Annotated in this window: 17 protein-coding genes; 10 read left to right on the top strand and 7 right to left on the bottom strand. The window is 40.5% G+C overall.

All coding sequences use genetic code 11. The features are described from left to right. Nucleotides 1-44: 44 nt before the first annotated feature. A complete protein-coding gene (locus tag ACL8WY_RS08215; RefSeq protein ID WP_436517953.1) occupies nt 45-2,279 on the bottom strand; it encodes a serine hydrolase domain-containing protein in 2,235 nt (744 codons plus the stop codon). A 121-nt stretch (nt 2,280-2,400) separates the two neighbouring features. On the opposite strand from ACL8WY_RS08215, the gene ACL8WY_RS08220 reads away from it, so the two are divergent. The 5 genes from ACL8WY_RS08220 to ACL8WY_RS08240 are packed head-to-tail and all read left to right on the top strand — an operon-like array spanning nt 2,401 to nt 6,717. Beyond that, nucleotides 2,401-2,745 (top strand): hypothetical protein, encoded by a 345-nt coding sequence (locus ACL8WY_RS08220; protein ID WP_436517954.1) that lies wholly within the window; start codon nt 2,401-2,403, stop codon nt 2,743-2,745. Beyond that, the gene (gene mutL / locus ACL8WY_RS08225; RefSeq protein WP_436517955.1) at nt 2,742-4,565 is read left to right on the top strand and encodes a DNA mismatch repair endonuclease MutL; all 1,824 of its coding nucleotides are present in this window, start codon (nt 2,742-2,744) and stop codon (nt 4,563-4,565) included. The genes ACL8WY_RS08220 and mutL overlap by 4 nt, the downstream gene beginning before the upstream one ends. Nucleotides 4,566-4,578: 13 nt before the next feature. Next, nucleotides 4,579-5,367, top strand: a complete 789-nt coding sequence (locus tag ACL8WY_RS08230; RefSeq protein ID WP_436517956.1) for a rhomboid family intramembrane serine protease — start codon at nt 4,579-4,581, stop codon at nt 5,365-5,367. 2 nt (nt 5,368-5,369) lie between these two features. Next, entirely contained in the window at nt 5,370-6,281 is a 912-nt protein-coding gene (locus ACL8WY_RS08235) for a rhomboid family intramembrane serine protease (RefSeq protein WP_436517957.1), read from the top strand. Nucleotides 6,282-6,315: 34 nt separating this feature from the next. Continuing rightward, the gene (locus tag ACL8WY_RS08240) at nt 6,316-6,717 is read left to right on the top strand and encodes a hypothetical protein (RefSeq protein ID WP_436517958.1); all 402 of its coding nucleotides are present in this window, start codon (nt 6,316-6,318) and stop codon (nt 6,715-6,717) included. On the opposite strand, the gene ACL8WY_RS08245 is transcribed toward ACL8WY_RS08240, so the two are convergent. The 3 genes from ACL8WY_RS08245 to ACL8WY_RS08255 form a co-directional block, all read right to left on the bottom strand. After that, a complete protein-coding gene (locus tag ACL8WY_RS08245) occupies nt 6,714-7,565 on the bottom strand; it encodes a hypothetical protein (RefSeq protein WP_436517959.1) in 852 nt (283 codons plus the stop codon). The two genes, ACL8WY_RS08240 and ACL8WY_RS08245, sit on opposite strands and share 4 nt — an antisense overlap. A gap of 125 nt (nt 7,566-7,690) precedes the next feature. Next, nucleotides 7,691-8,761 carry a 23S rRNA (adenine(2503)-C(2))-methyltransferase RlmN gene (gene rlmN / locus ACL8WY_RS08250; RefSeq protein ID WP_436517960.1) on the bottom strand — a complete coding sequence of 357 codons (1,071 nt, stop codon included), beginning with the start codon at nt 8,759-8,761 and terminating at the stop codon, nt 7,691-7,693. A 31-nt stretch (nt 8,762-8,792) separates the two neighbouring features. After that, the gene (locus ACL8WY_RS08255) at nt 8,793-8,918 is read right to left on the bottom strand and encodes an ATP-binding protein (protein WP_436517961.1); all 126 of its coding nucleotides are present in this window, start codon (nt 8,916-8,918) and stop codon (nt 8,793-8,795) included. A 137-nt stretch (nt 8,919-9,055) separates the two neighbouring features. Here ACL8WY_RS08255 and ACL8WY_RS08260 point away from each other — a divergent pair, with 137 nt between their 5' ends. From ACL8WY_RS08260 to ACL8WY_RS08275, 4 genes are read left to right on the top strand one after another with little or no spacing between them, the layout of a single operon-like run. Next, nucleotides 9,056-9,529 (top strand): TRAP transporter small permease subunit, encoded by a 474-nt coding sequence (locus ACL8WY_RS08260; protein ID WP_436517962.1) that lies wholly within the window; start codon nt 9,056-9,058, stop codon nt 9,527-9,529. Further along, on the top strand, nt 9,516-10,814 hold the full coding sequence (locus ACL8WY_RS08265) for a hypothetical protein (RefSeq protein ID WP_436517963.1): 1,299 nt from the start codon (nt 9,516-9,518) through the stop codon (nt 10,812-10,814). Before ACL8WY_RS08260 ends, ACL8WY_RS08265 begins: the two co-directional genes overlap by 14 nt. Beyond that, complete coding sequence (locus ACL8WY_RS08270) at nt 10,811-12,112, top strand: TRAP transporter large permease (protein ID WP_436517964.1); 1,302 nt, start codon at nt 10,811-10,813, stop codon at nt 12,110-12,112. Before ACL8WY_RS08265 ends, ACL8WY_RS08270 begins: the two co-directional genes overlap by 4 nt. A 21-nt stretch (nt 12,113-12,133) precedes the next feature. After that, nucleotides 12,134-14,989, top strand: a complete 2,856-nt coding sequence (locus ACL8WY_RS08275) for a CHAT domain-containing protein (RefSeq protein ID WP_436517965.1) — start codon at nt 12,134-12,136, stop codon at nt 14,987-14,989. Between the two features lie 18 nt (nt 14,990-15,007). Here the strand turns inward: ACL8WY_RS08275 and ACL8WY_RS08280 are convergent, their stop codons facing one another. Genes ACL8WY_RS08280 through ACL8WY_RS08290 form a run of 3 tightly spaced genes read right to left on the bottom strand, consistent with a single transcriptional unit; the run spans nt 15,008 to nt 16,438 of the window. Continuing rightward, a complete protein-coding gene (locus ACL8WY_RS08280) occupies nt 15,008-15,166 on the bottom strand; it encodes a hypothetical protein (RefSeq protein ID WP_436517966.1) in 159 nt (52 codons plus the stop codon). Between the two features lie 23 nt (nt 15,167-15,189). Continuing rightward, nucleotides 15,190-15,867, bottom strand: a complete 678-nt coding sequence (locus ACL8WY_RS08285; protein WP_436517967.1) for a tetratricopeptide repeat protein — start codon at nt 15,865-15,867, stop codon at nt 15,190-15,192. After that, entirely contained in the window at nt 15,860-16,438 is a 579-nt protein-coding gene (locus ACL8WY_RS08290) for an RNA polymerase sigma factor (protein ID WP_436517968.1), read from the bottom strand. The genes ACL8WY_RS08285 and ACL8WY_RS08290 overlap by 8 nt, the downstream gene beginning before the upstream one ends. A 123-nt stretch (nt 16,439-16,561) precedes the next feature. On the opposite strand from ACL8WY_RS08290, the gene ACL8WY_RS08295 reads away from it, so the two are divergent. Continuing rightward, the gene (locus ACL8WY_RS08295; RefSeq protein ID WP_436517969.1) at nt 16,562-21,256 is read left to right on the top strand and encodes a DUF5018 domain-containing protein; all 4,695 of its coding nucleotides are present in this window, start codon (nt 16,562-16,564) and stop codon (nt 21,254-21,256) included. The last annotated feature ends 83 nt before the right edge of the window (nt 21,257-21,339 follow it).

Genomic DNA, 21,339 nt, shown 5'->3' on the forward strand with positions numbered 1-21,339 from the left:
TTTCTTCAGTGGAGTTAAACCCCAAGTGTCGCGAATTAGTTTCGCTATTTGTAATTTTCGAGAGATTGATACAATACATCATGGATGTGTGTTCGGGTATTTAACTCCATCAATTTCCAGTTGTTTGCGTCTGGATAAATTCGATTTGATAGGAAAACATAAATCAAGTCTGCTTCCGGATCCGCCCAAACCATCGTTCCGGTAAACCCAGTGTGGCCATAGCTGCGGTCACTTGCTAACGATGATGCTGAATCTTTCTTTCCATCTTTTTTATCCCAGCCTAAGCCTCTCCTATTATTTTTAAAGTATCGTTCGTTTAGCTGCTCAATCGTGGCTTTGGACAGATAATGCCTTCCTCCATAAAAGCCATCATTCATAAACATATACATCATTTTAGCCAGGTCTTTGGCATTTGAAAACAGTCCTGCATGACCTGCCACGCCACCAAAAACCAGGGCATTTCTGTCGTGTACTTCACCCCAAACCTGGTAACTTCGATATCTATTGTCATACTCCGTAGGTGTGATGTCTTTGGGAGAAATTCCTTTTTGAATTGGGTTGAATGTGGTGTTTGATAATCCCATGGGTTGATAGAAATTTGTTTTTAAAAATTCTTCAAAGGATAAACCAGAAACCTGTTCTACTAATAAATGTAAAATCATAAAGCCTAGATCGCTGTAGCGGTATTCCTCAGGATTTTCAATCAGCTTAGAGCGAACAATAAAGCTTTTGAGCGAATCTGCCATGCTTGGATGGGGCTCCAATCCATAAGTTCGAATGTCCTTGGATTCATCTTCCGGCGTTTTATAATAAAAAGCATCTAACCGATCTCCATCCATCATCATGCTCCAAAAAGGCACATATGATTTTAAACCAGCATTATGTGAGAGCAGTTGACGAATCGTAATAGCTGATTTATTCGAGGACTTAAATTCGTCAAGATGCATGGCCAGCGAATCGTCAAGATTTATTTTTCTCTGATCAATCAATAACGCAATGGCAGGGAGTGTTGCCATCACTTTGGTGACGGACGCAATATCATATACCGTATGGTTAGAAACTGCCCGAAGGCTATCATACGTGAAATGTCCGTAAGCCTTTTCGACGATAATAGATCCATTTTTCACTACAGCCAATTGGATTCCCGGAGTAGCAAATCTTTTAATCGCATCTGCCGCGATGGAATCTATCCAGGTAAGATGGTGAGGGTTCAGTTCTTCTGTCTCTGGATCTGCATATCCAAGGTAGTGTAAATTTTCAATGGTTCGCGCATCTGGATGATCACTTCTTCCGATCATCCCTAAGGAACCAAACAACATTTTGGCGATGAGAGCATCTACGTTGGGGATCACAAGTTCTGGAAGTGAAATACCTGTTTCAAGGTCTTCAGAAATTCCTATCTGAATCGCTATATCACCCTTTTCCAGTATTCCCTCATTTCTTCTTCTGTCCACTATGCATGGTACTCCAGGCACTCTATAGTCCAATACCTGCACATACTGTCTGAGGCGTTGCTTCAGCTGCCGATCCATTCCCAAATAGGTAATAAGCTGATCACTCAATGGAAATACTTCCTCCGGGTCTATCGCTACTACGCTTGATGAAAAAATGGTCTTTGATAAAGAAAGGGGCATCTCATATGCAGGTATGAATTGAGTTGATTTCGATTTTTTAAGCTCATCGTAAAAAGTGGCAATATTTTCCGGGACGAGCTTATTACTCCACTTTTTCAATTTGCTGGTATTTCGATTTTGTTCGGCGATCCAAATGGTTGGTCTATCAATTGCTTCGTCCTCAAACTCTTTTTTTGAGTTGGGTAAGGAATATGAAAGGGAGGATTTGTTTAAAAAATAAAACGGAGAGTGCTGATTTATCTCTCCAATGATTTCCTTTTCTAGTGGTAAAAGGCCAACAGTGTCAGGTAAGACGAGATGATTTACACCGTTGGTTCTCCCGTAACTTTCTAAAAAACCATAATAATCAATCCGCAAATTATAATCCGAAATAGCAGTAATGGTATTCAACGATAAAACCTGAACATCATCTTTGGGAATAGGATCAAAGCTTTCATTTAGTTGAAGTGCGACGTAATAATCCTCATCTTTCAAAAACTCATCAATATAGCCAGACCAATTACTAAAGTAAATTGTAGAGCGTTTGCGATGCTTGATGGATTTGTAAAATGAACTCCCGTCGATCCATACGCCTTCATTGATTTCTGCATCCATTGCAAAAATGGATGAGCAAGTAAAAACGAGAACCAGACTTAGCGCTTTCATAAGTGGCATTTCAAATCGAATCCAAGTATTTGATTCTTTCTCAATTGAGAGGATTAAATTTGAACAATTTTTCATTCATGTCGTGTTCAATATGAGAACATTCGATCAATAAGTATACCTAATGCGATTTCCATCCCTTTTTCGTCTACCAAGACATCAGCAATTTCGAATACAACCGAGGTATTATGACCCTGTCAAGGAGGAAATTAAAGAACGTACCGAGCGAATAAAAGAAAATATGGAAGGGAAGGCTGATGGAGCGTATCAACCTTCCAAAATCAACTTTAAGCGCAAAACAAAGTCAGCACCCGCTACCTCAATGATCCAATTGGGAATTGCCTCACTTCTGGGCTTGATGGTGCTTGGATGGCTTCAATTCGGGAATGAAGTCTTTTACTATATGCTTTGGGTCATCGTTCCTGCATATCTCATTTATCGACTTAAATCTTTGAGAAGACGCAAATGAGTGATGTCATTCATTTACTTCCTGATGGTATCGCCAATCAGATTGCCGCTGGTGAAGTGGTGCAAAGGCCTGCATCGGTAGTAAAAGAGATGCTCGAAAATAGCGTAGACGCAGGTGCAACTAATATTAAACTAATTGTAAAGGATGCGGGCAAATCACTCATTCAAGTGGTTGATAATGGCTGTGGCATGAGCGTAACAGATGCTCGAATGAGTTTTGAGCGCCATGCGACTTCCAAGATTCGCTCATCCGAAGATCTTTTTAAAATCCGCACGCTTGGTTTTCGAGGCGAAGCTATGGCTTCAATTGCCGCTGTGGCCCAGGTAGAGCTCAAGACCCGACAAGCGGATGATGAGCTTGGAACACAACTGACTATAGAATCGTCAGAAATTAAGGGTCAGGAGCCGGTTGCTCAAAACCAGGGAACTTCCATTTCGGTGAAAAATTTGTTCTACAATGTACCGGCTCGAAGGAATTTCCTAAAGTCGAATCCGGTAGAATTACGTCACATCAACGATGAGTTTCAGCGCGTAGCTCTTGCGAATCCAGATATCGCATTTTCTTTTGTGCAAAATGATCTGGAAACCTATAAGCTGGAAGATGGCAAACTGAGCAAACGTATTGTCCAGCTTTTTGGTAAAAATTATCAGCAACAGCTTGTGCCTTGTAGTGAAGAAACGGATTTAGTGAAAATCAGCGGATACATTGGAAAGCCGGAAAACGCTAAGAAAACCCGTGGAGAGCAGTTTTTCTTCATCAATAATCGTTTCATCAAAAACAGCTACCTAAATCATTCGGTAACCAGAGCTTACCAAGGATTGCTAAAGGAAGATTACTTTCCATTTTATGTGCTGTTTATTGAGATCGATCCGATACATGTAGACATTAATGTCCATCCTACGAAAACCGAGGTGAAATTTGATGACGACCGGACACTCTATGGTGTAATCAATTCTGCGGTGAGACAAGCGCTCGCTTCCTTCAATGTGACACCATCGCTTGATTTTTCAGCGGATGTAAGTTTTGATCACCTAAATACTCAGAGAGAAAACCAAGCATTTTCGACCAAGAAAGACCGGGATTATGGCTCGTTTAAGTCTTTAGAAAGCAACCAGGAACGTCTTGACAAATTGAATGAGCTTTATGCTTCTGCCTCTCAGGAGGAGATTGCAACCATAGAAGAGGCTGAAAAAGAGCGTGTGGTACAGACCACTTTTTCAAGTTCGATCAACCAATCCACAGAGGTTGATGATAAAAAGCCAACATATCATCTTCACGGACGTTATTTGCTTCGGCAGGTTAAAAGTGGGATGGTGGTGCTGGATAAAATCTCAGCCTTAGAGCGCATACTTTTTGAGCAGTATCAGAAATCTATGCAGTCTGGCTCAGGAGTTTCCCAATCGTGTATGTTCCCACAACAAGTCTCATTAAACCCATCTGATTTTGCGCTTGCTATGGAATTGAAGCGGGAAATCAGCCAACTGGGGTTTGAGTTTGAGCAGATGGGAGAACGAATGATTATCATTCAGGGAATACCGGCTGAGCTGGCACCCTGCAACGAAAAGGAAGTATTCGAAGGTCTAATAGAACAATACAAGTTCAATGCAGAAAAGCTGGACCTTCCAAAAAACGAAAGTTTAGCGAGAGCATTGGCCAAGCGAACCGCTACAAATCGATGCAATAAGTTGAAGGAGGAGGAGATGGATCACTTGATGGACAGGCTGTTTGCGTGTAAACAACCAAATTATACACCGGATGGAAATCCAACCTATGTTTTGGTTAGTTTAGAGCAAATAAATGATTGGTTTAAGAAAAATTAGAAAGGAATAAATAGTGTTTAGAAGACTCACACCGGTAGCAAAAAACATTTTGATCATCAATGTGGCGATCATGTTATTGACATCATTTTTGAGACTGCCGCTCGCAGAATGGTTTGGGTTACGTGTGGTTTACTCATCTGAGTTTGCTCCTTATCAGTTCCTGACATACATGTGGCTTCATGGCGGCACCTGGCACCTTATTGGCAATATGATTGCTGTTTTAGTTTTTGCACCTATGCTTGAAACGGTATGGGGTTCTAAGCGATTTTTGATTTTTTATCTTGTTTGCGGGATTGGAGCAGGTTTGCTTTATGGAACCGCTGACGCTTTCGAAAAATTATCATTGAAAAATTCAGCCGAAGCTTATGTAGAGAATCCAAGTCCTGAAGCATTTGAGCGTTTTATTATTGAAAATAAATCGTTCATCAATGTGGCCCGCGGGGGAGAGCTTTTGGATTTATACTATGAAAATCCTGCCTATGAAGGGGAAACTATAGCCGCTGTAAGAAGTATTTATGAAGGAGTAGTGACCAATGGTAACATGATTGGTGCCTCTGGTGCAGTCTTTGGGATTTTGTTTGCTTTTGCATTTCTATTCCCGAATACTGAGCTTTTCCTCCTTTTCCCACCGATCCCAATTAAGGCAAAATATCTGGTGTTTTTCTACGCCATGTATGAGCTCTATGCTGAGTTTAACCGAACGCCAGGAGACAATGTTGCTCACCTTGCACACTTAGGTGGAATGTTGATCGCATTTATATTGTTGAAGTTCTGGCAAGACAACACAAAGAGATTTTATTGAGAATGAACGGAGGAATCAAACAAGAATTTTCTAACGCCTGGAGTAAGCCCAACAATGCAGTTGTTCAAATCATATTGATCAACTTGATCGTTTTTGTGTCTGCACGAATCTTCAAAGTATTCTTTGATTTGAGCGGCGCGACAGATACCTTTTTCTGGATTTTCAGGAAGTTGCAGCTTCCGGCCGAGATCGGTGCATTCTTGCTTCAGCCTTGGTCGATAGTAACCTACTTTTTCACTCACTACGATTTTTTTCACATCCTTTTCAATATGCTCTTCCTGTATTGGTTTGGGAGGATCATTCAGGAGTTTTTGAATAGCAAAAGAGTGATAGCACTATATGTGCTAGGTGGACTGGTTGGTGGACTCTTGTACATGTTGATGTACAATTTCATCCCTTTCTACGCAGATCGAGTGGTTGGATCCATGATGCTAGGAGCTTCGGCCGGTGTTTTCGCCATTGTGGTTGGAGCTGCGGTCTTCATGCCTAATTATACTTTCTTTTTATTATTTATCGGCCCTGTCAAAATCAAATACATAGCCATATTCTATGTGTTTATGTCTTTCATTGGATCCACAGGAGCAAATGCAGGTGGAGAAATTGCGCACCTTGGAGGCGCCTTGGTTGGTTGGATATATATAACTCAGCTAAACAAGGGAACTGACTTGGGTGGTTGGATCATTTCGTTTATCTCATTAGTCAAGAGCATGTTTAAGCCACAACCAAAAATTAAGGTGACACACCGCTCCGGCAACAGAAGGCCTACAAAAAAAGAAGCTAAGTCAAAAACAACTCAAGCTAGCAACACACCACAGGCTGAGATAGATTCCATTCTTGACAAGATCTCGGAGAAAGGCTATGAAAGCCTGAGTAAAGAAGAAAAGCAAAAACTTTTCAATGCCAGCAAGAAATAGCAAGAAATTTGCTCAGATCTTCAAAAACTATAGCATGAAGAAGTTTGTATTCATCGCTTCCCTTGGATTCGCAATGGCCTGCGGCGAAAAAGACGATTGTTCAAATAGTGCCGATTGTCCGGTAAGTGCTGAAGAAATCTTAGCTAAGTTGGAAATTCTGGATTCTCGCATTGAGGAAATGCTAATTACCTCTTGTTCGAATACAGAGCAATGCATTGCGACACCTTATGGCGCCAAAGCATGCGGCGGACCAGTTACCTACCTGATCCACTCTTCTAATATGGATCTTATTAGACTCAACCAATTGGTTAATGAGTATAATATGCTAAATGCCATTCATAATGATCTTGTTGGGGCAATTTCTGATTGCTCAATTATTGCAAAACCCGAAGTGGAATGTGCCAGCGGAAATTGTCAAGTTGTTGAAAACGATTAAGGAACACGCTTGAAGAAAAGCATCTCCTGAGGCTTGCCAATATTTTTTTCGCTAATTGTATAGAAATCATCTTTATACCAGCAGATTGCCTCGCCTTGCGGCTCAGGAACGTAATCGACCATGCTGGCATCCCATGCCAAGATTCGATCTATTGCAGTCTCTTGAGACGGACCCCAATAAAAAATTGCGCTATAATGCTTAAGGAGAATCTCACCTTTCTCATTCATATCGGCTGCCGTGAAAAGTTTGGTTGGGATTTTGCCTTTTGATTTAATGGTAACGGGTTTTTTGTTGGCCTTAAACGGAAATGAATAAACTAGCGCGTTCTTTTCACGCTTGGTTACAAGGACAAACTCATCCTGATTTTGATCGTACAATACAGCTTCGGCATCTCTGGCTCCTTCTGCATAGGTGAATGACATAATTTCAACATCCTTCTTATCGATGGTTATGTTTTGCTTTCCGTTGAATCTTGGCTCAGGAATCTTTAAGATTTTAACATCCTTATGGACTGCTTTATTGTCACCTATTTCAGCCACATAAATGTATGATTCACCATCTTTCTTAACCGTCACAATTTCTTCCCAATCACGGTTCTTTAGACCTTTTAAATCTACTTCCATGACGATCTGTGCGCGATTATTGATTAGGTATAGTGTTGGTTCCGAACCACTGTCATTATGAGTCCAGAAATATCCCGGGTTTTCATAAGATTCTTCAATTCCTGAAGCCTCAACAAGCCTGCGATCATCGATAGTAGCCAACACCTGTTGCGTATAGAAAAACTTCTTGGTTGATTGAGCAGAAAATGAAATAGCTGATAGTAGTAGTAGTACTCTTATATTCATCGCCAAATAAAAATTAAAAGCGAGCAAAAATAATGAATTCATATAAGACCCAAATGATACTATGCATTTCTAAAGAGACTCATTTTTCATGATCTTTAGATTCAAAAAATATGATTTAAAACGGATTAAGCTACTTTCGATTTATTGGCCAGCTGCCCACACGCAGCATCAATATCCTTACCTCTGCTTCGTCTGACACTCGTGTGAATCCCACCTTTGATCAAATGATCTGCAAACCGATCGATGGTTTCGGGATCCGCCTTAGTAAAGGAAGCCTCTGAGATTGGGTTGTATTCGATAATATTAATTCTGACACCAGGAACCTTGCGAGCGTACTTAAGCAGTTTGTCTGCATCTTCGATTGAATCATTGAAGTCGTAGAAGAGGATGTACTCAAATGTGATGCGGTTGCCAGTTTTATCATAAAAGTACTGAAGTGCTTTTAGCAAGACATCCAGCGTATTCGTCTCATTGATAGGCATAATCGTATCGCGCTTCTTATCATCAGCAGCGTGGAGTGACAGTGCCAGATTAAATTTCACCTCATCATCTGCCAGCTTGATGATCATTTTAGCTATGCCTGCAGTTGATACAGTTATGCGTTTCGGCGACATATTCAAGCCATCTTCAGATATGATTCGGTCGATGCCTTCCATCATGCCTTTGTAATTGAGTAATGGCTCGCCCATTCCCATAAACACAATATTAGAAAGTGGTTTTTGGTAATGTCCTTCGGCTTGATCCCGAATGGCTACTACCTGATCATAGATTTCTCCTGCATCCAAATTTCTTTCCCGCTTCATATAACCTGTCGCGCAAAACTTGCAGCTTAGTGAGCAGCCCACCTGAGAAGAAACACATGCGGTCATACGCTCATCTGCAGGAATGAGGACTCCTTCAATCAAGTGCTTGTCGTGCAATCGAAAGGCTGACTTGATCGTGCCATCGTTGGAAAGTTGCGAATTATCTATGGAGATGTGATTGATGGTGAACTCTTCTTTGAGTTTATCCCTAAGAGGTTTTGAAAGGTTGGACATTTCATCAAAGGTCTTGGCAGATTTTATCCATAGCCATTCCCATACCTGCTTGGCTCGAAATTTCTTTTCTCCATTTGTTTCGAACCAGGCCATCAATCCCTCCAACGTTTCTTTCCGAATGTCCTTCATGCTGCAAAGGTATGAAGTTATTACTCTCATTCAGGAATGGTGAGGGTTTGAAAAATGATGATTAATTGTCATTTAGAGTGAAGAAGAATGTGGTTCCTTCCCCAGGTGTTGATTCTAGCCATATTTTACATCCATGCAGCTCAATCACACGCTTAGCAACCGACAACCCCAAACCCCTTTCCTTCATAAGTTTCTTTGGGATGAAGCTGTCTGAAAAGTTGAAATAAGCCCAGAAATCTTATTTTAAAGTGCATACAGATTCTGGGAAAGCTGGGCAGGATGGGAAAGGTTCGCTATTTTCGTCTGGTGACCCTAATCGATAAATTGAATAGTACAATTGGAAAGGTGACCTCCTGGTTGACTTTGCTCTTGGTATTTATAATTGTCATTGACGTCATTTTACGGTATTCCCTCAGCATCACTTCAGCTGCTTCGTTTGAATTGGAATGGCATTTGTTTGCTGCTATTTTCTTGTTGGGAGCAGCCTATACATTGAAAGAAGACAAGCACGTACGCGTCGATGTTTTTTACGATCGATTTTCAGATAAAACCAAGGCGTGGGTCAATTTGATCGGCGGATTGATGTTGCTGTTACCGTTTTGTGTAGTTGCATTTTGGGAATCTTTAACTTTTGTTCAGAACTCGTACATGCTAAATGAAACGAGTCCTCAACCGGGAGGCCTGCCGGCGAGGTGGATCATAAAATCTACCATTCCCATTGGTTTTCTATTGCTCGGTCTTCAAGGCATCTCTTCTATCACCAAATCCATAATTACCATTTCTCATGGAAGAAAATGAATTCAATAAAAAAAATACGCCTAAGTGGCTTAAGACCATTCAGCTAAATAGCTGGGAAGCTGAATTACTAATTTCCGCTTTAGTACTGTATGCTTTGTTTCAAATACCGGATGTGCTGAATGACTTCAGTCATAAATTTTTTCAGCGAGGTAGTGATTTCATAAGAGTATTTAATGTGCTAAAAAGTGGAATTACGTTTTTGCAATTTGGCTATATCCTGCACATTTCTGTCAGAGGAATTTGGGTTGCTTCTGTCGGCTTCAGCTACGTCTTCCCAAATGGCATTAATAACGCCAATTTAAAATTTAAAGGCAAGTTCAAAAAGGAGTTGGAGAAGAATCCATCTTTAGTGAAAAATGTTCTTAAACTCGAGGAGCTCTCCTCCATGATCTATGGACTTAGTTTTACCATATTCGGAACCTTCATTGGTCTAAGTACACTGCTATTCTTTTTTATGTTCGTGATGAACTATACCTCCCCTTACTCACCCAATAGCATCACTGAAAATCCAACATTCTTTGGTTTCTTTTCAATTTTTTATGTCCTCTGCATCGTCATAGTTTTCATAGACTTTATCACCTCGGGGTTGTTTCGAAGAAAAGAGTGGGCGGTAGACTGGTTTTACCCAATTGCTTGGTTTTTTAGGATCATCACACTTTCCTTCCTATATAGAAGATCTATGCTTGTGTTGCTATCAAACCTGAAAGGGTGGAGAGCTAGATTAGTTTCACTAATTATAGCGGCTATAGTAGGTGGATACTTGTTCTTGTTAGATGAAATCGGAGATAGTAAAATTGAATCTTATCTAAACAAAACAAATGAAGGCGAATTTATCATGGGCAATTATGAGTCGCTCAGATCGAAAGGTGACTATCTCATAAGTTCCATACAGTCCGACATTGTTACCGATACTTATCTTAAGGTCTTTTTAAAAGACATCTCTGTATTCGACAACATGAAAGAATCACCATTTAAGAATGATGAAATAAAATGGGATCAACAAAAGTCAGATTCTTCTTCATTCTACTTAAACAAGTGGCTTGAACTAAAAATCGATTCAAATGCAGTACAAAACCTTCGATGGGTCAATGCACAGCATCCTATTGAGAGATCTTTTGGATTTTACACGTATATAGATATTAGCTCTTTACCAAGAGGCTATCATAGGCTTACAATAACTCCTGACACACTGAATTTGAGCAAAAAAGAAAGGCGAGATCTAAAGAATAGCAAGTATGATGGAAGAGTGTTGACTAATATTTCCTTTCAATACGACAAGCCGTGATTGAGTATCTGCCACTGATCCTATTTGGAGCAATCTTTCTGCTCATTCTTTTTGGCTATCCGGTAGCATTTACGTTAGGTGGTCTCTCTGTGATTGTAGGCCTGCTGGTGTTCGACATAGACTTCTTTTATCTGCTCTCACTTCGAGTGTATGGCACCATGCAAAATTTTGTGTTGCTGGCTGTACCTCTTTTTATTTTCATGGGGATCATGCTTGAAAAGTCCGGCATTGCCGAGCGTCTCTTGCACACAATGAGCATGCTGTTTGGTAACATTCGTGGCGGGCTTGCCATAGCAGTAGTTGTGGTTGGAGCTATGCTTGCAGCTTCTACCGGGATAGTGGGTGCGACAGTAGTTACGATGGGTTTGATCAGCCTGCCTACCATGCTGAAAAATGGCTATGGCCCAAGAATTAGTACAGGAGTGATCGCCTCCTCGGGAACACTGGGACAAATCATTCCGCCATCGGTAGTTCTGGTCTTATTGGGTAGTGTACTAAATGTTTCAGTCGGTGATCTATTCTTGGCTGCTGTAGTGCCAGGAGTTTGCCTGGTAATTATCTATCTGCTTTATATTGTGATCTACGGTCAAATATATCCTGACAGAGTACCAAAAGTATCCAAGGAACAGTTAACAGCGTTTAGAAGCAAAGGCTTTTCAATGGAAGTCGTGAAATCATTCATGTTTCCATTTGTCCTCATTTTGATCGTGCTAGGGTCCATTTTTGCAGGTGTTGCATCTCCAACTGAAGCTGCTGGAGTAGGAGCCTTTGGTGCTATGATCCTTGCGGGGGTTAGCAAAAAACTTAATTTCTCCATATTGAAAGAGGTCATGAAAGAAACAACGATGCTCACTTCCATGGTATTTATGATACTTGTTGGAGCTACCGCGTTTTCGTTGGTCTTCAGAGGACTGGAGGGAGACAAATTTCTACTGAATCTCATTCAAAGTGCCAATTTTGACGCCACATCCTTTCTCATAGTCGTAATGCTGATTGTCTTCATCACTGGCTTCTTCATCGACTTCATAGAAATTGTGTTTATTATCGTGCCTGTAGTCGCCCCAATCTTTGTTTCGCTGGGAGTGGATTTGATATGGATAGGCATATTATTGGCTATCAATTTGCAGACTTCATTCCTTACACCTCCGTTTGGTTTTGCACTATTCTATTTAAAAGGCGTAGCTCCACCTGAAGTGAAGACAAAGCATATCTATCAAGGTATTGTGCCTTTTGTAATTATTCAACTGCTCTTTCTGATTTTATTGATTGTGTTTCCGGGGTTGATTAACTTGGTTTAAAATAAGACACCACCTACCGCCATGAGAAGAAAATTCATTCTACTATTCATTCTATCTATAACACTTTTTTCATTATCTAAGGGCCAAGATCTAATTGCCAAGTATGATTCCGCCATACAATTGACGGAAAGAGCTCAGTTAGTTCCAGCAGTAAATATTCTTAAGTCAATTAAAAGTGATCTTTATTTAAACGAGAAGTACTTCGAATATTTCTCTGCTCAGTATTTCCTCTCAGTCTATTATGCTATGGTTGAAAGAGACGCACAGGCCGCAGAAGACACTCTGAGATCCAATCTATCAAAAGCGGTTGAGATCTCTGGAGAAAACTCTGCCGGAGCTGCCGAAATGTATTTTGGCCTGGGTTGGCTTGCCGACAGAATGGGTAATCGCCCTTTGGCAGAAGAGAACTACAAGCAGGCACTTGATATTCAGTCTGAGGTGTTTGGGAGCTCACACAAAAAAACGCTCAAGACCAAAACGAACTATGCCCAAGTCCTTACCACATTAAATAATCTCGGCAGGGCTGAAAGTTATTTGATTGAGCTCATTGAGTCATACCCGGATATTTACGAAGCAAATCATCCGGAATACGTTCGACTTTACACACTGGCTTTCAATTTTTATAAGGCGACAAGTGAGCGTGAAAAAGAACTCAGCTATGCATTAGCTGCTTTTGAACTTGGAGAAGTCAATTATGGGCCGACAAATGCGAGGATGCTAAACCTGATGAGGAATGTTTCAAACGCATATTACGAATCCAATGACCATAATAGTGCCGCCGAATATGCAGAAAAAGAGTTTGAGTTAGTTAATAAACTGGTTGGAAATACTCCTCACATTCGAAAGGCTCAAATCATAAATAATTTAGGGAGATTCTATGATAAAGGTGAGCAGTATGACTCGGCCGTCATTTACTTCAAAAATGCTTTGGGCATTAAGAAAGAGCTGTTGGGAGATGGGCACCCTGAAACACTTAATTCGGCCATTAACCTAAGTTTTGCTTTAAATAAGAGAGGTCAAATAAATGAAAGTAGCGAGCACTTGAAAACAGTTATATCACTTCTGGATTCTGGTGAGGTAGATAAATTTGATATTAACTATCAGCGTGCGTCATATTCTCTATTACAGACCCTTTCATCGAAGGGCGAACGTGATTCAGTCATAAGTTTGGTTGAGGAGCACTATAAGATCTTTCAAGAAAATATTGATAGACCACTTCTTGCAAGTGATAAACACGAGAATATGATGGCCATGTTGGAAGAACTATCAATGATATCAAACATTCAAAAGGCCTCCACAACCGAATTCAATGCTATTACTCCAAAAATCTATTGGCTTGACTCACTCAATGAGGAAACCTTTAGGCGTATGAATTTAAGATCAGACCAGCTCGGGTTTTTGAAGAATTATACTGCTTTTAACGGAGTTGCAATAGATCATTTGTTTGAGCTGTACAGTCGCAACCAAGATGAAAAATTGGCAAACGAAATTCTCAGGTTTTCGGAAAAGAATAAGGCCACAATTCTAAGTCCGGAATATTCGATCGCTCGATTGAAGGATGCCTTAAATGTACCAATAGAAACACTCGAAAAAGAGCGAAAATTATTGAGTGAGCTCTCTTCTGATGATTTAGATGAGCAAACTGCCTTGAAGAAGAAGCTCTCCTATGACAGCATCGTATTATTCCTAAAAACGAATTATGAAGACTACTATAATTTGAAGTATGGCAAGTCAGATATCAGCATCAAAATAGTTCAAGATGCTTTACCTGAAAATACTCAAATGTTAAGTTATGTATTTAGCGGAGAATACCTTTATACTATTCTCATTGGTAATTCAGATTTCTCAATTCAAAGACAAAAGACAGGATCACTTCTAGATCAAATCATGACTTTTCGTAATAAAATTGTAGCTATAGAAGAACTTGAAGAGGACTCAAAAGAGCTACATCAGAGACTTGTGTCAAATGGCCTAAATGATAAGAAGCTAATTATTTCTACTCAGGATTTTCTCGCTTTTCTCCCTTTTGAATTACTGCATGACGGAGTAGACTTCATTGGTTTAACCAATCCGATTTCATATGCTCCCTCCATCAATATGTGGATGAATTCACTAAATATTGATCCTTATCCAAACACTCAGGTACTCGCTATGGCGCCAGACTTTAATGCTGCAGCCAGTGTGACTGAAGATGCAAATAGAGACTTGCTTGTGTCGATCCCTGGTGCTGTGCAGGAGCTAAATTTGATAAAAGAATATTTTAGTGGAGAATTCCTATTAGCCGATGAAGCAACCAAGGATAACTTCATTAATAATGTTTCAGACTTTGGAATTGTTCACCTTGCTACCCACGCTATTATTGATAATAGCAATCCAAATCTCTCAAGATTATACTTTTCACAAGTAGAAGAGCAAGAGCCATATATTAAAAACTATGAGCTTTATAATCTCGATATGAATGCCAACCTTGTCACGTTGAGCGCATGCAATACAGGAATCGGTGAGATTCAAAAGGGAGATGGTGCCAATAGTCTTGCCAGAGGATTCATTTACGCCGGGGTTCCTTCCACAGTAGTTAGTTTATGGCCTGCTTCCGATAAATCTACTCCTGATTTAATGAAGTATTTTTATCAAAACCTTAAAGAAGGGCAAACCAAGGACGTAGCACTGAACAACGCCAGGAAACAATACCTGGCAACAGCCACAGGCAAAGCTAGGCATCCGTTTTATTGGGGTGGGTTTGTAGTCATTGGAGATAATAGTCCGATTGAAGATGATCGCAACCTTCTTGTCTACCTCATACCATCAATATTAATAATAGTGATGATTCTTACCGTTTATAGAAGGAGAAAAATAGCAACTAAACGTTCAGGTTGAAGGGAGTTTAATAATCCTTCAAGTACTTGGGCCTTTTGGTAATGCTTTTCCTACTTCCTTAGTATCTTTCCCAGATTCAGTATCTACTACATTCATATCATCCAAAACATCATCGTTTTGACAGGAGAAAAGCGCTAGCAATAATAACAGCGAGGCAATAATTTTGATTTTTTTCATACCCGAAAGATCATGTTTAGTACTTAAAGCTGGGCGATCAAGTCCGTGGCGGTTGAAGCAAATTCGGATTCCCCTTCTGCTAACTTTTTTAGTATGGGTATCGCTTTATCTTTATTATTAAGTTTTAAATGAACTAGCGCCGTATACCAAATAGACGCATTTCCGTAACTCTCATCTTCAAGCTCCACAACCTCATTAAAATCTGAGAGTGCACTATTATATTCCTCGACCTGAATGTAAGAAACCCCTCTGAAGAAGTAATCCGGTGCCAGTAGAACCTCCAACTTGTTAAACTCTTCGATGGCGACTTGATAATCTCCCACATCATAAGCGGCATATGCCAAACCCCTATTCGAAAGATTTTCTTCACCACGAGTTGTAGTCAACTCATAATTGGGGTATTGATCATAATATTGGTCAAACAGAGATTCCTCATCTCTCATAAAGTAGAAAACTGATGAGGTGACAAGGACAATAGATGCTGCAATACTGATGTATGTTGGATTAATCATTCTCTTTCTTCTATTCCCTTCTTCAAAGCCAGCAACCTTTTTCCGAAGTTCTCTTTTTACAATTTCATCTCTGACACCCAGCTCATATGCAAGCTCCTTTTTCTCTTCCGAGGATAGGTTTCTTTCAAAAGCTTGCCGCTCAGATTCAGTCAATTTACCTTGAAGATACTTATTTCTTAAATCATCCATCAGTTAATGGTTGTTTCGCTTCGTTTCTTAGCTTCTCAAGACATCTTTTCTTTGTTGTCCTGGTTACGGCTTCATTTTTATGTTGCATAGCTGTTGCTATCTCACTCATTGATCGCTTTTCAAAATAAAACAGCCTTAGAATTTCTCTACATGCTTCTCCAAGTGATTCAAACAATCTGCTTGTTTGGCTTCTCGCTTGCTCATAAGCCTCGGAGGCATCCTCATCTTCAGCTAAAAACTGGTAATGCTCAGTTAAGCCTCCCTCATGTTTGTCCCCTCGGTTTTTCGCATCAAACTGCTGCCTGATCCTATTCTTACCAATTCCAAAAAGATAGGTCTTCAACGAACTGCCAATCTCCGTAATCTTACTATTCATGACTCCCTCAAAAAAGATCGTCATCGTATCCTGAAAATGATCAAGTGCATCATCTTCGGAAATTCCAAATTTTCCTACACTCCAGCTCACAAACTCATTTCTATGCTGCAGATATAAGCTTTCCATCACCTTAGAGTTCCCTCCACGGATATCGGCAATTATCTCTTTCTCACTCTTTCTAAAGCTGACTTTCACTGATTAGTCGTCAAAACATGATTTTGTGAACACTTCCCAAATAAAAATAAAAAAAATAGGAATCGGTGTTCACATTCTAAGAATAGCCTGACTAAGGGTACGAACAATAAATCGCAATGCCTTATGACACGTTTTAAAAACCTAATTACCATCGCTGCTTTAATGATGGGCTTTCTATCAGTAAAAGCACAAGTTTCCGGAACATTCACTGTTGGGCCCGGAGCTGATTATGAAACACTTCCATTAGCCTTTACAGGAATCAACTCCGCTGGAGGACTAAATGGAGACGTGATTCTGGAGCTTCAGTCAGATTATGCCGTAACAGACTTCACTACGCTGACTAATGTAACCGGAATCCTGAACTACTCAATAACCATCAGGCCAGCATCTGATGTAACTGATCTTCAAATCAATCATGATTTCAGACTAAATGGAACCGACAACTTGATATTCGATGGATCAAATCCCTCAACAGGTGATAAAGTTGTTCAGATCAATGGGGAAATAAGAATGTATACTCATGTAAGAGATGTGATTTTCAGAAATCTCAAATTCAACGTTCAAGGACAGTTTGCTATCTACGGATCTAACGGAGGAGCTGCTTCAGGTGCCCAATACTGGGATGATATTACCATCGAAAACAATGAGTTTTTTACTGAGACACCCACTGATTTTTCAAATACAGTTTATGTTATTTATTCCTACCCGGTTTATGGATCCCAGTCAACCTGGCCTGAAAATATTCTTATTCAAAACAACAAGTTTTATGGATTCGACCGCTCAGTTGAAGGTAGCGTTGTTTACATACGGATGAGAAATGGGGTTAAAGCCTACAATAACGTAATCAATCATAAATTTTCTGAATTCTTAATTGGTGGGACGGGGATCAATCACAGCTTTGGACATGGAGAAGCTATCAATAACACCATTCATTTCGAAGGAGGTAGCACCTCTCAGCTAAACAGTGCCTACGGCCTAAGTTTTGCGGCTGGAACAGGAGGAAGCGGAGTTATAGCAAACAACATCATTAGCATCAAGAGCTCTGCAAATGCTAGTTCTAGCAAAAGAGGCATTTCCACAAACAACAACTATACCTACAATAACAACAATATCTATATCTATGATGATGGTGTCAGTACCAATAATTATCATGCGAGTTTAGATCAAGAAGGATCTCTAGGTTACTCACCAACGGTAACATTCTCAGAGCCTTTCTTTACCGATATTGCCAATAATGATTTTTCGCTAACTGGTGCTTCGCTCACTAATCCTGATTTCAGATCTTTCAACAATAGCACTGGAGTGACTACAGACCATAATGGTGATGCCAGGCACAGCACCGTGCCAAGCAAAGGTGCTTTTGAAGCACAAAATATGATAGCAGATATTACTGCATTTAATCATGCAAGCAAATATGAAGACGCTGTGATCGATCGTGATAATTCAACGGTTCTCCTTGAAGTAGTTAACGGTACCGATATCACCAATATTGGTCCATCGCTTGGGGTTTACTATGGTGGCTCTTCAAACCCAACATCTGCGACTGTAAGAGACTTTACTACACCACAGATCTATACGGTGACGGCTGAAGACGGTGTGACAACTGACGTCTGGACAGCAAGTGTTGTACATCAAAATGACGCACCAACAGATATTACATTGAATTCTATGAGCATCGATGAGAATAGCAGCATCCAATCTTTAGTAGGCGGTTTCTCAACCACAGATGTAGATGTCGCTGACGTTCATAGTTATGAACTGGTTGCGGGCGAAGGGAGCGAAGACAATGGGTTGTTCACCATTGACGTAGATCTGCTTGGATCAAACATGGTGTTTGATTATGAATCTGAAAACACCTATTCCATAAGAGTAAGAAGCGATGATAATGTCGCGCATGGTGGAACATTCGAAAAGATGTTTACAATCAGCATCAATGATCTGCCTGATGAAACACCTACAGCTATTAACCTAGACAATGATGAAGTAGTTGAAGGTGCGCCTATTGGCACATTAGTAGGACTACTTACTACAGATGATATTGATGTCGCTGATGATCATGTATATACCTTGGTTTCTGGTACAGGGGATTCTGGCAACTCACTTTTTGATATCTCTGGTGACCAATTAGTCACTGCCCAAAGTTTGGATTTTGCTGATGAATCAAACTACTCGGTGCGTATCAGAACAACGGATAACGGCGATGCTTTCTTCGAACAATCATTCACTATAAATATTAAAGAAGTCAATGACGGGCCGCAAGGAAGTGCCGCTGGTGATGAGCAAAAAATAACTCCAAGCACCCGCTATTCTTACGACTACTTCGGAGAGGGAGTAGCCATATCTGATGGATTTGCCATCATTGGAGCGAAGACGAACAATTTTGACGAAAATGAAGAAAACTATGTGAGAGATGCTGGTGCAGCATATATCTATGAAAAGGATGAAATGGGAGACTGGTCAGAAGTACAAAAAATTACCGAGCCAATCAGAGAAAGCTATAACAATTTTGGGAAGGTAATTGCGATGGATGGAAATTATGCTGTAGTTGGAGTTGATGGTGCTCAAGATCCAGTTTCAGGAAATCAGGATGGTCTTATATACATCTATGAACGCAATGCCAGCGGAATCTGGGAGTATAAACAGACGCTCTCAGCATCTGGATCTATGGATGATGGAATAGACTTTGGCTATGCAGTGGATATATCAGGGGATTACCTGGTTGCCTCAGCTCTATATGACGAATATGATGAAAATGGAGAGAATAATATCGGTGACGCAGGTGCTGCATACATCTTTGAAAGAAATGCTTCTGGAGTATGGAACGAGGTGAAAAAAATTGTTGCTAGTGACCGTGATAATGAAGTCTATTACTATGGTGAGTCTGTAGCGATATCAGGGAACTACATAGCCATTGGTGCACCAGAAGCCTCTAGTCTAGCAGAAGATGGTGTGACACTTCTCGAGCAAACTGGCGCTATCTATGTATATGAGAGAGACGGAAGCGGAGAGTGGAATGAAGTGACTAAAGCTGTGGCTAGTGACAGAGATGAGTATGACTACATGGGTTATACGATAGACATAGACGGAGAAACATTAGTTGTAGGCAATGAAAACAAAGGCATTGGTAGTGAGAGTCAGGAAGGAGTTGTTTATGTCTTCAGCAGAACTGCCGCAGGCGTATGGGAAGAGAGCTCCATACTTACACCTGATGTTCGATTTTCAGAGCAAAGTTTTGGACGAAGTGTACGTCTGTCTGACGGAAGTCTGGCGATAGGCAGCTATTTTGATGAAGTCGAGGAAAATAACGGCATTTACATCTTCACTCAATCAGGTAGCGATTGGATTGAAAGTGATATCGTTGCTCCTACTGTATATGAGAATAGCACCAGTTTTGGTGAAATCTTTGACTTAGATGGAAAGGAATTAGTTGTAGGTGAGCCTTACGCAAACTTTGATTCAGAGGGTGCAAACTCAATGACAAATGCCGGAGCGGCATACATATTCGAGCTTTGCACAAATGCTGATTTACCAACAATAACCGCCAGCATAACTGAGGAAATTTGTGCTGGAACTGCAGTAACTCTTTCAATTACTGACGCTTCCCTAAATGATGCCTTGAGCTGGGAATGGTACTCCGAAAGTTGTGGTGGAACGCCAGTCGGATCTGGAACTTCCATAGAAGTAAGTCCATCTACAACCACCACTTATTATGCGAGAGGAGAAGGTGCTTGTGCAAATTCAACTACTTGCTCGTTTATCACAATAGAAGTGTATGAACAGTGTCCGGAGAATGATATCCTAGCATTTGAGATCACCAATCAGCTTGAAGAGTCTATTATAAACACAACCGACCATACCGTAGTAGTGAGTGTTCCTTTTGGAACTGACTTAACCGCTCTGTCACCAACCGTAACTGTATCGCCAGCCGCCACCGTAAATCCTGTAAGCGGATCAACTCAAAACTTTGAAAGCTCAGTAGTATATACTGTCACTTCAGAGGATGGCGCATCCCAGGATTGGACGACTTCTGTAATTGAAGTATCCAGTACTGCTACAGATATTCTGAGCTTTACGCTGGCAGATCAAACAATGGATGCCTCTATCAATAGCACTGCTCACACAGTGACTATTGAAGTAGAAAGAGGTACAGACCTTACCAATCTAGCACCAACTCTGCAATTATCTCCTGGAGCTAGTTCATCACCGGAGAGTGGAGTCTCACAAGACTTTTCAACTTCGGTTACTTATACCATTACTGCTGAAGATGGTATCACCATTCAAGATTGGAATGTATCGGTGACTGAAGTCCTTAATTCGGAAAATGACATTCTCGCATTTGTTCTCAACGAACAAACAAGCACTGCATCAATTGATGATGAGAATCATACAATTTCAGTGGAAGTAATTACAGGTACAGATATTACCTCGTTGACTCCTACCATTACCCTATCAGAGGGGGCTAGCATTTCACCAACTGGTGCGCAGGATTTCACAGATGCATTAACCTATACAGTTACTGCGGAAGATGGGCTGACTACACAGGTTTGGACAATTACGGTCACAGTTGAAGAAGAGCAAGTTCTAGGATTAGAAAACCTCAAGATCAACGTTTATCCAAACCCTTCCTCAGACTTTGTAAACATTGAGGCAGATGAAATGCTAAAAGTTCAAATGATTGACCTGAATGGAAGAGTCCTTCGAAACAAGACCGGACAAAACATAAGATTAAACTTGAAGGATATAAAATCAGGTATGTATATCCTCCAAATAACCGATGGCGAAACTTCCATAAGTCAACGAATCATAAAGGCAAACTAAGGCAGCATTAGCTATGGCTATTGCGAGGGACGGCTCAAGGAGCCGTCCTTTTTTTCCACCTTGTTCACATTTTCCTTTTCCGC

The sequence above is a fragment of the Ekhidna algicida genome (assembly GCF_051379705.1).
Classification (GTDB): domain Bacteria; phylum Bacteroidota; class Bacteroidia; order Cytophagales; family Cyclobacteriaceae; genus Ekhidna.

Coding starts and splice junctions, on each gene's coding strand:
- ACL8WY_RS08245 (WP_436517959.1), bottom strand. CDS start 7,565: ATGAATATAAGAGTACTACTACTACTATCAGCTATTTCATTTTCTGCT.
- ACL8WY_RS08295 (WP_436517969.1), top strand. CDS start 16,562: ATGACACGTTTTAAAAACCTAATTACCATCGCTGCTTTAATGATGGGC.
- ACL8WY_RS08275 (WP_436517965.1), top strand. CDS start 12,134: ATGAGAAGAAAATTCATTCTACTATTCATTCTATCTATAACACTTTTT.
- ACL8WY_RS08240 (WP_436517958.1), top strand. CDS start 6,316: ATGAAGAAGTTTGTATTCATCGCTTCCCTTGGATTCGCAATGGCCTGC.
- ACL8WY_RS08255 (WP_436517961.1), bottom strand. CDS start 8,918: ATGAAGGAAAGGGGTTTGGGGTTGTCGGTTGCTAAGCGTGTGATTGAG.
- ACL8WY_RS08285 (WP_436517967.1), bottom strand. CDS start 15,867: ATGGATGATTTAAGAAATAAGTATCTTCAAGGTAAATTGACTGAATCT.
- ACL8WY_RS08215 (WP_436517953.1), bottom strand. CDS start 2,279: ATGAAAGCGCTAAGTCTGGTTCTCGTTTTTACTTGCTCATCCATTTTT.
- ACL8WY_RS08265 (WP_436517963.1), top strand. CDS start 9,516: ATGGAAGAAAATGAATTCAATAAAAAAAATACGCCTAAGTGGCTTAAG.
- ACL8WY_RS08235 (WP_436517957.1), top strand. CDS start 5,370: ATGAACGGAGGAATCAAACAAGAATTTTCTAACGCCTGGAGTAAGCCC.
- mutL (WP_436517955.1), top strand. CDS start 2,742: ATGAGTGATGTCATTCATTTACTTCCTGATGGTATCGCCAATCAGATT.
- rlmN (WP_436517960.1), bottom strand. CDS start 8,761: ATGAGAGTAATAACTTCATACCTTTGCAGCATGAAGGACATTCGGAAA.
- ACL8WY_RS08220 (WP_436517954.1), top strand. CDS start 2,401: ATGCGATTTCCATCCCTTTTTCGTCTACCAAGACATCAGCAATTTCGA.
- ACL8WY_RS08280 (WP_436517966.1), bottom strand. CDS start 15,166: ATGAAAAAAATCAAAATTATTGCCTCGCTGTTATTATTGCTAGCGCTT.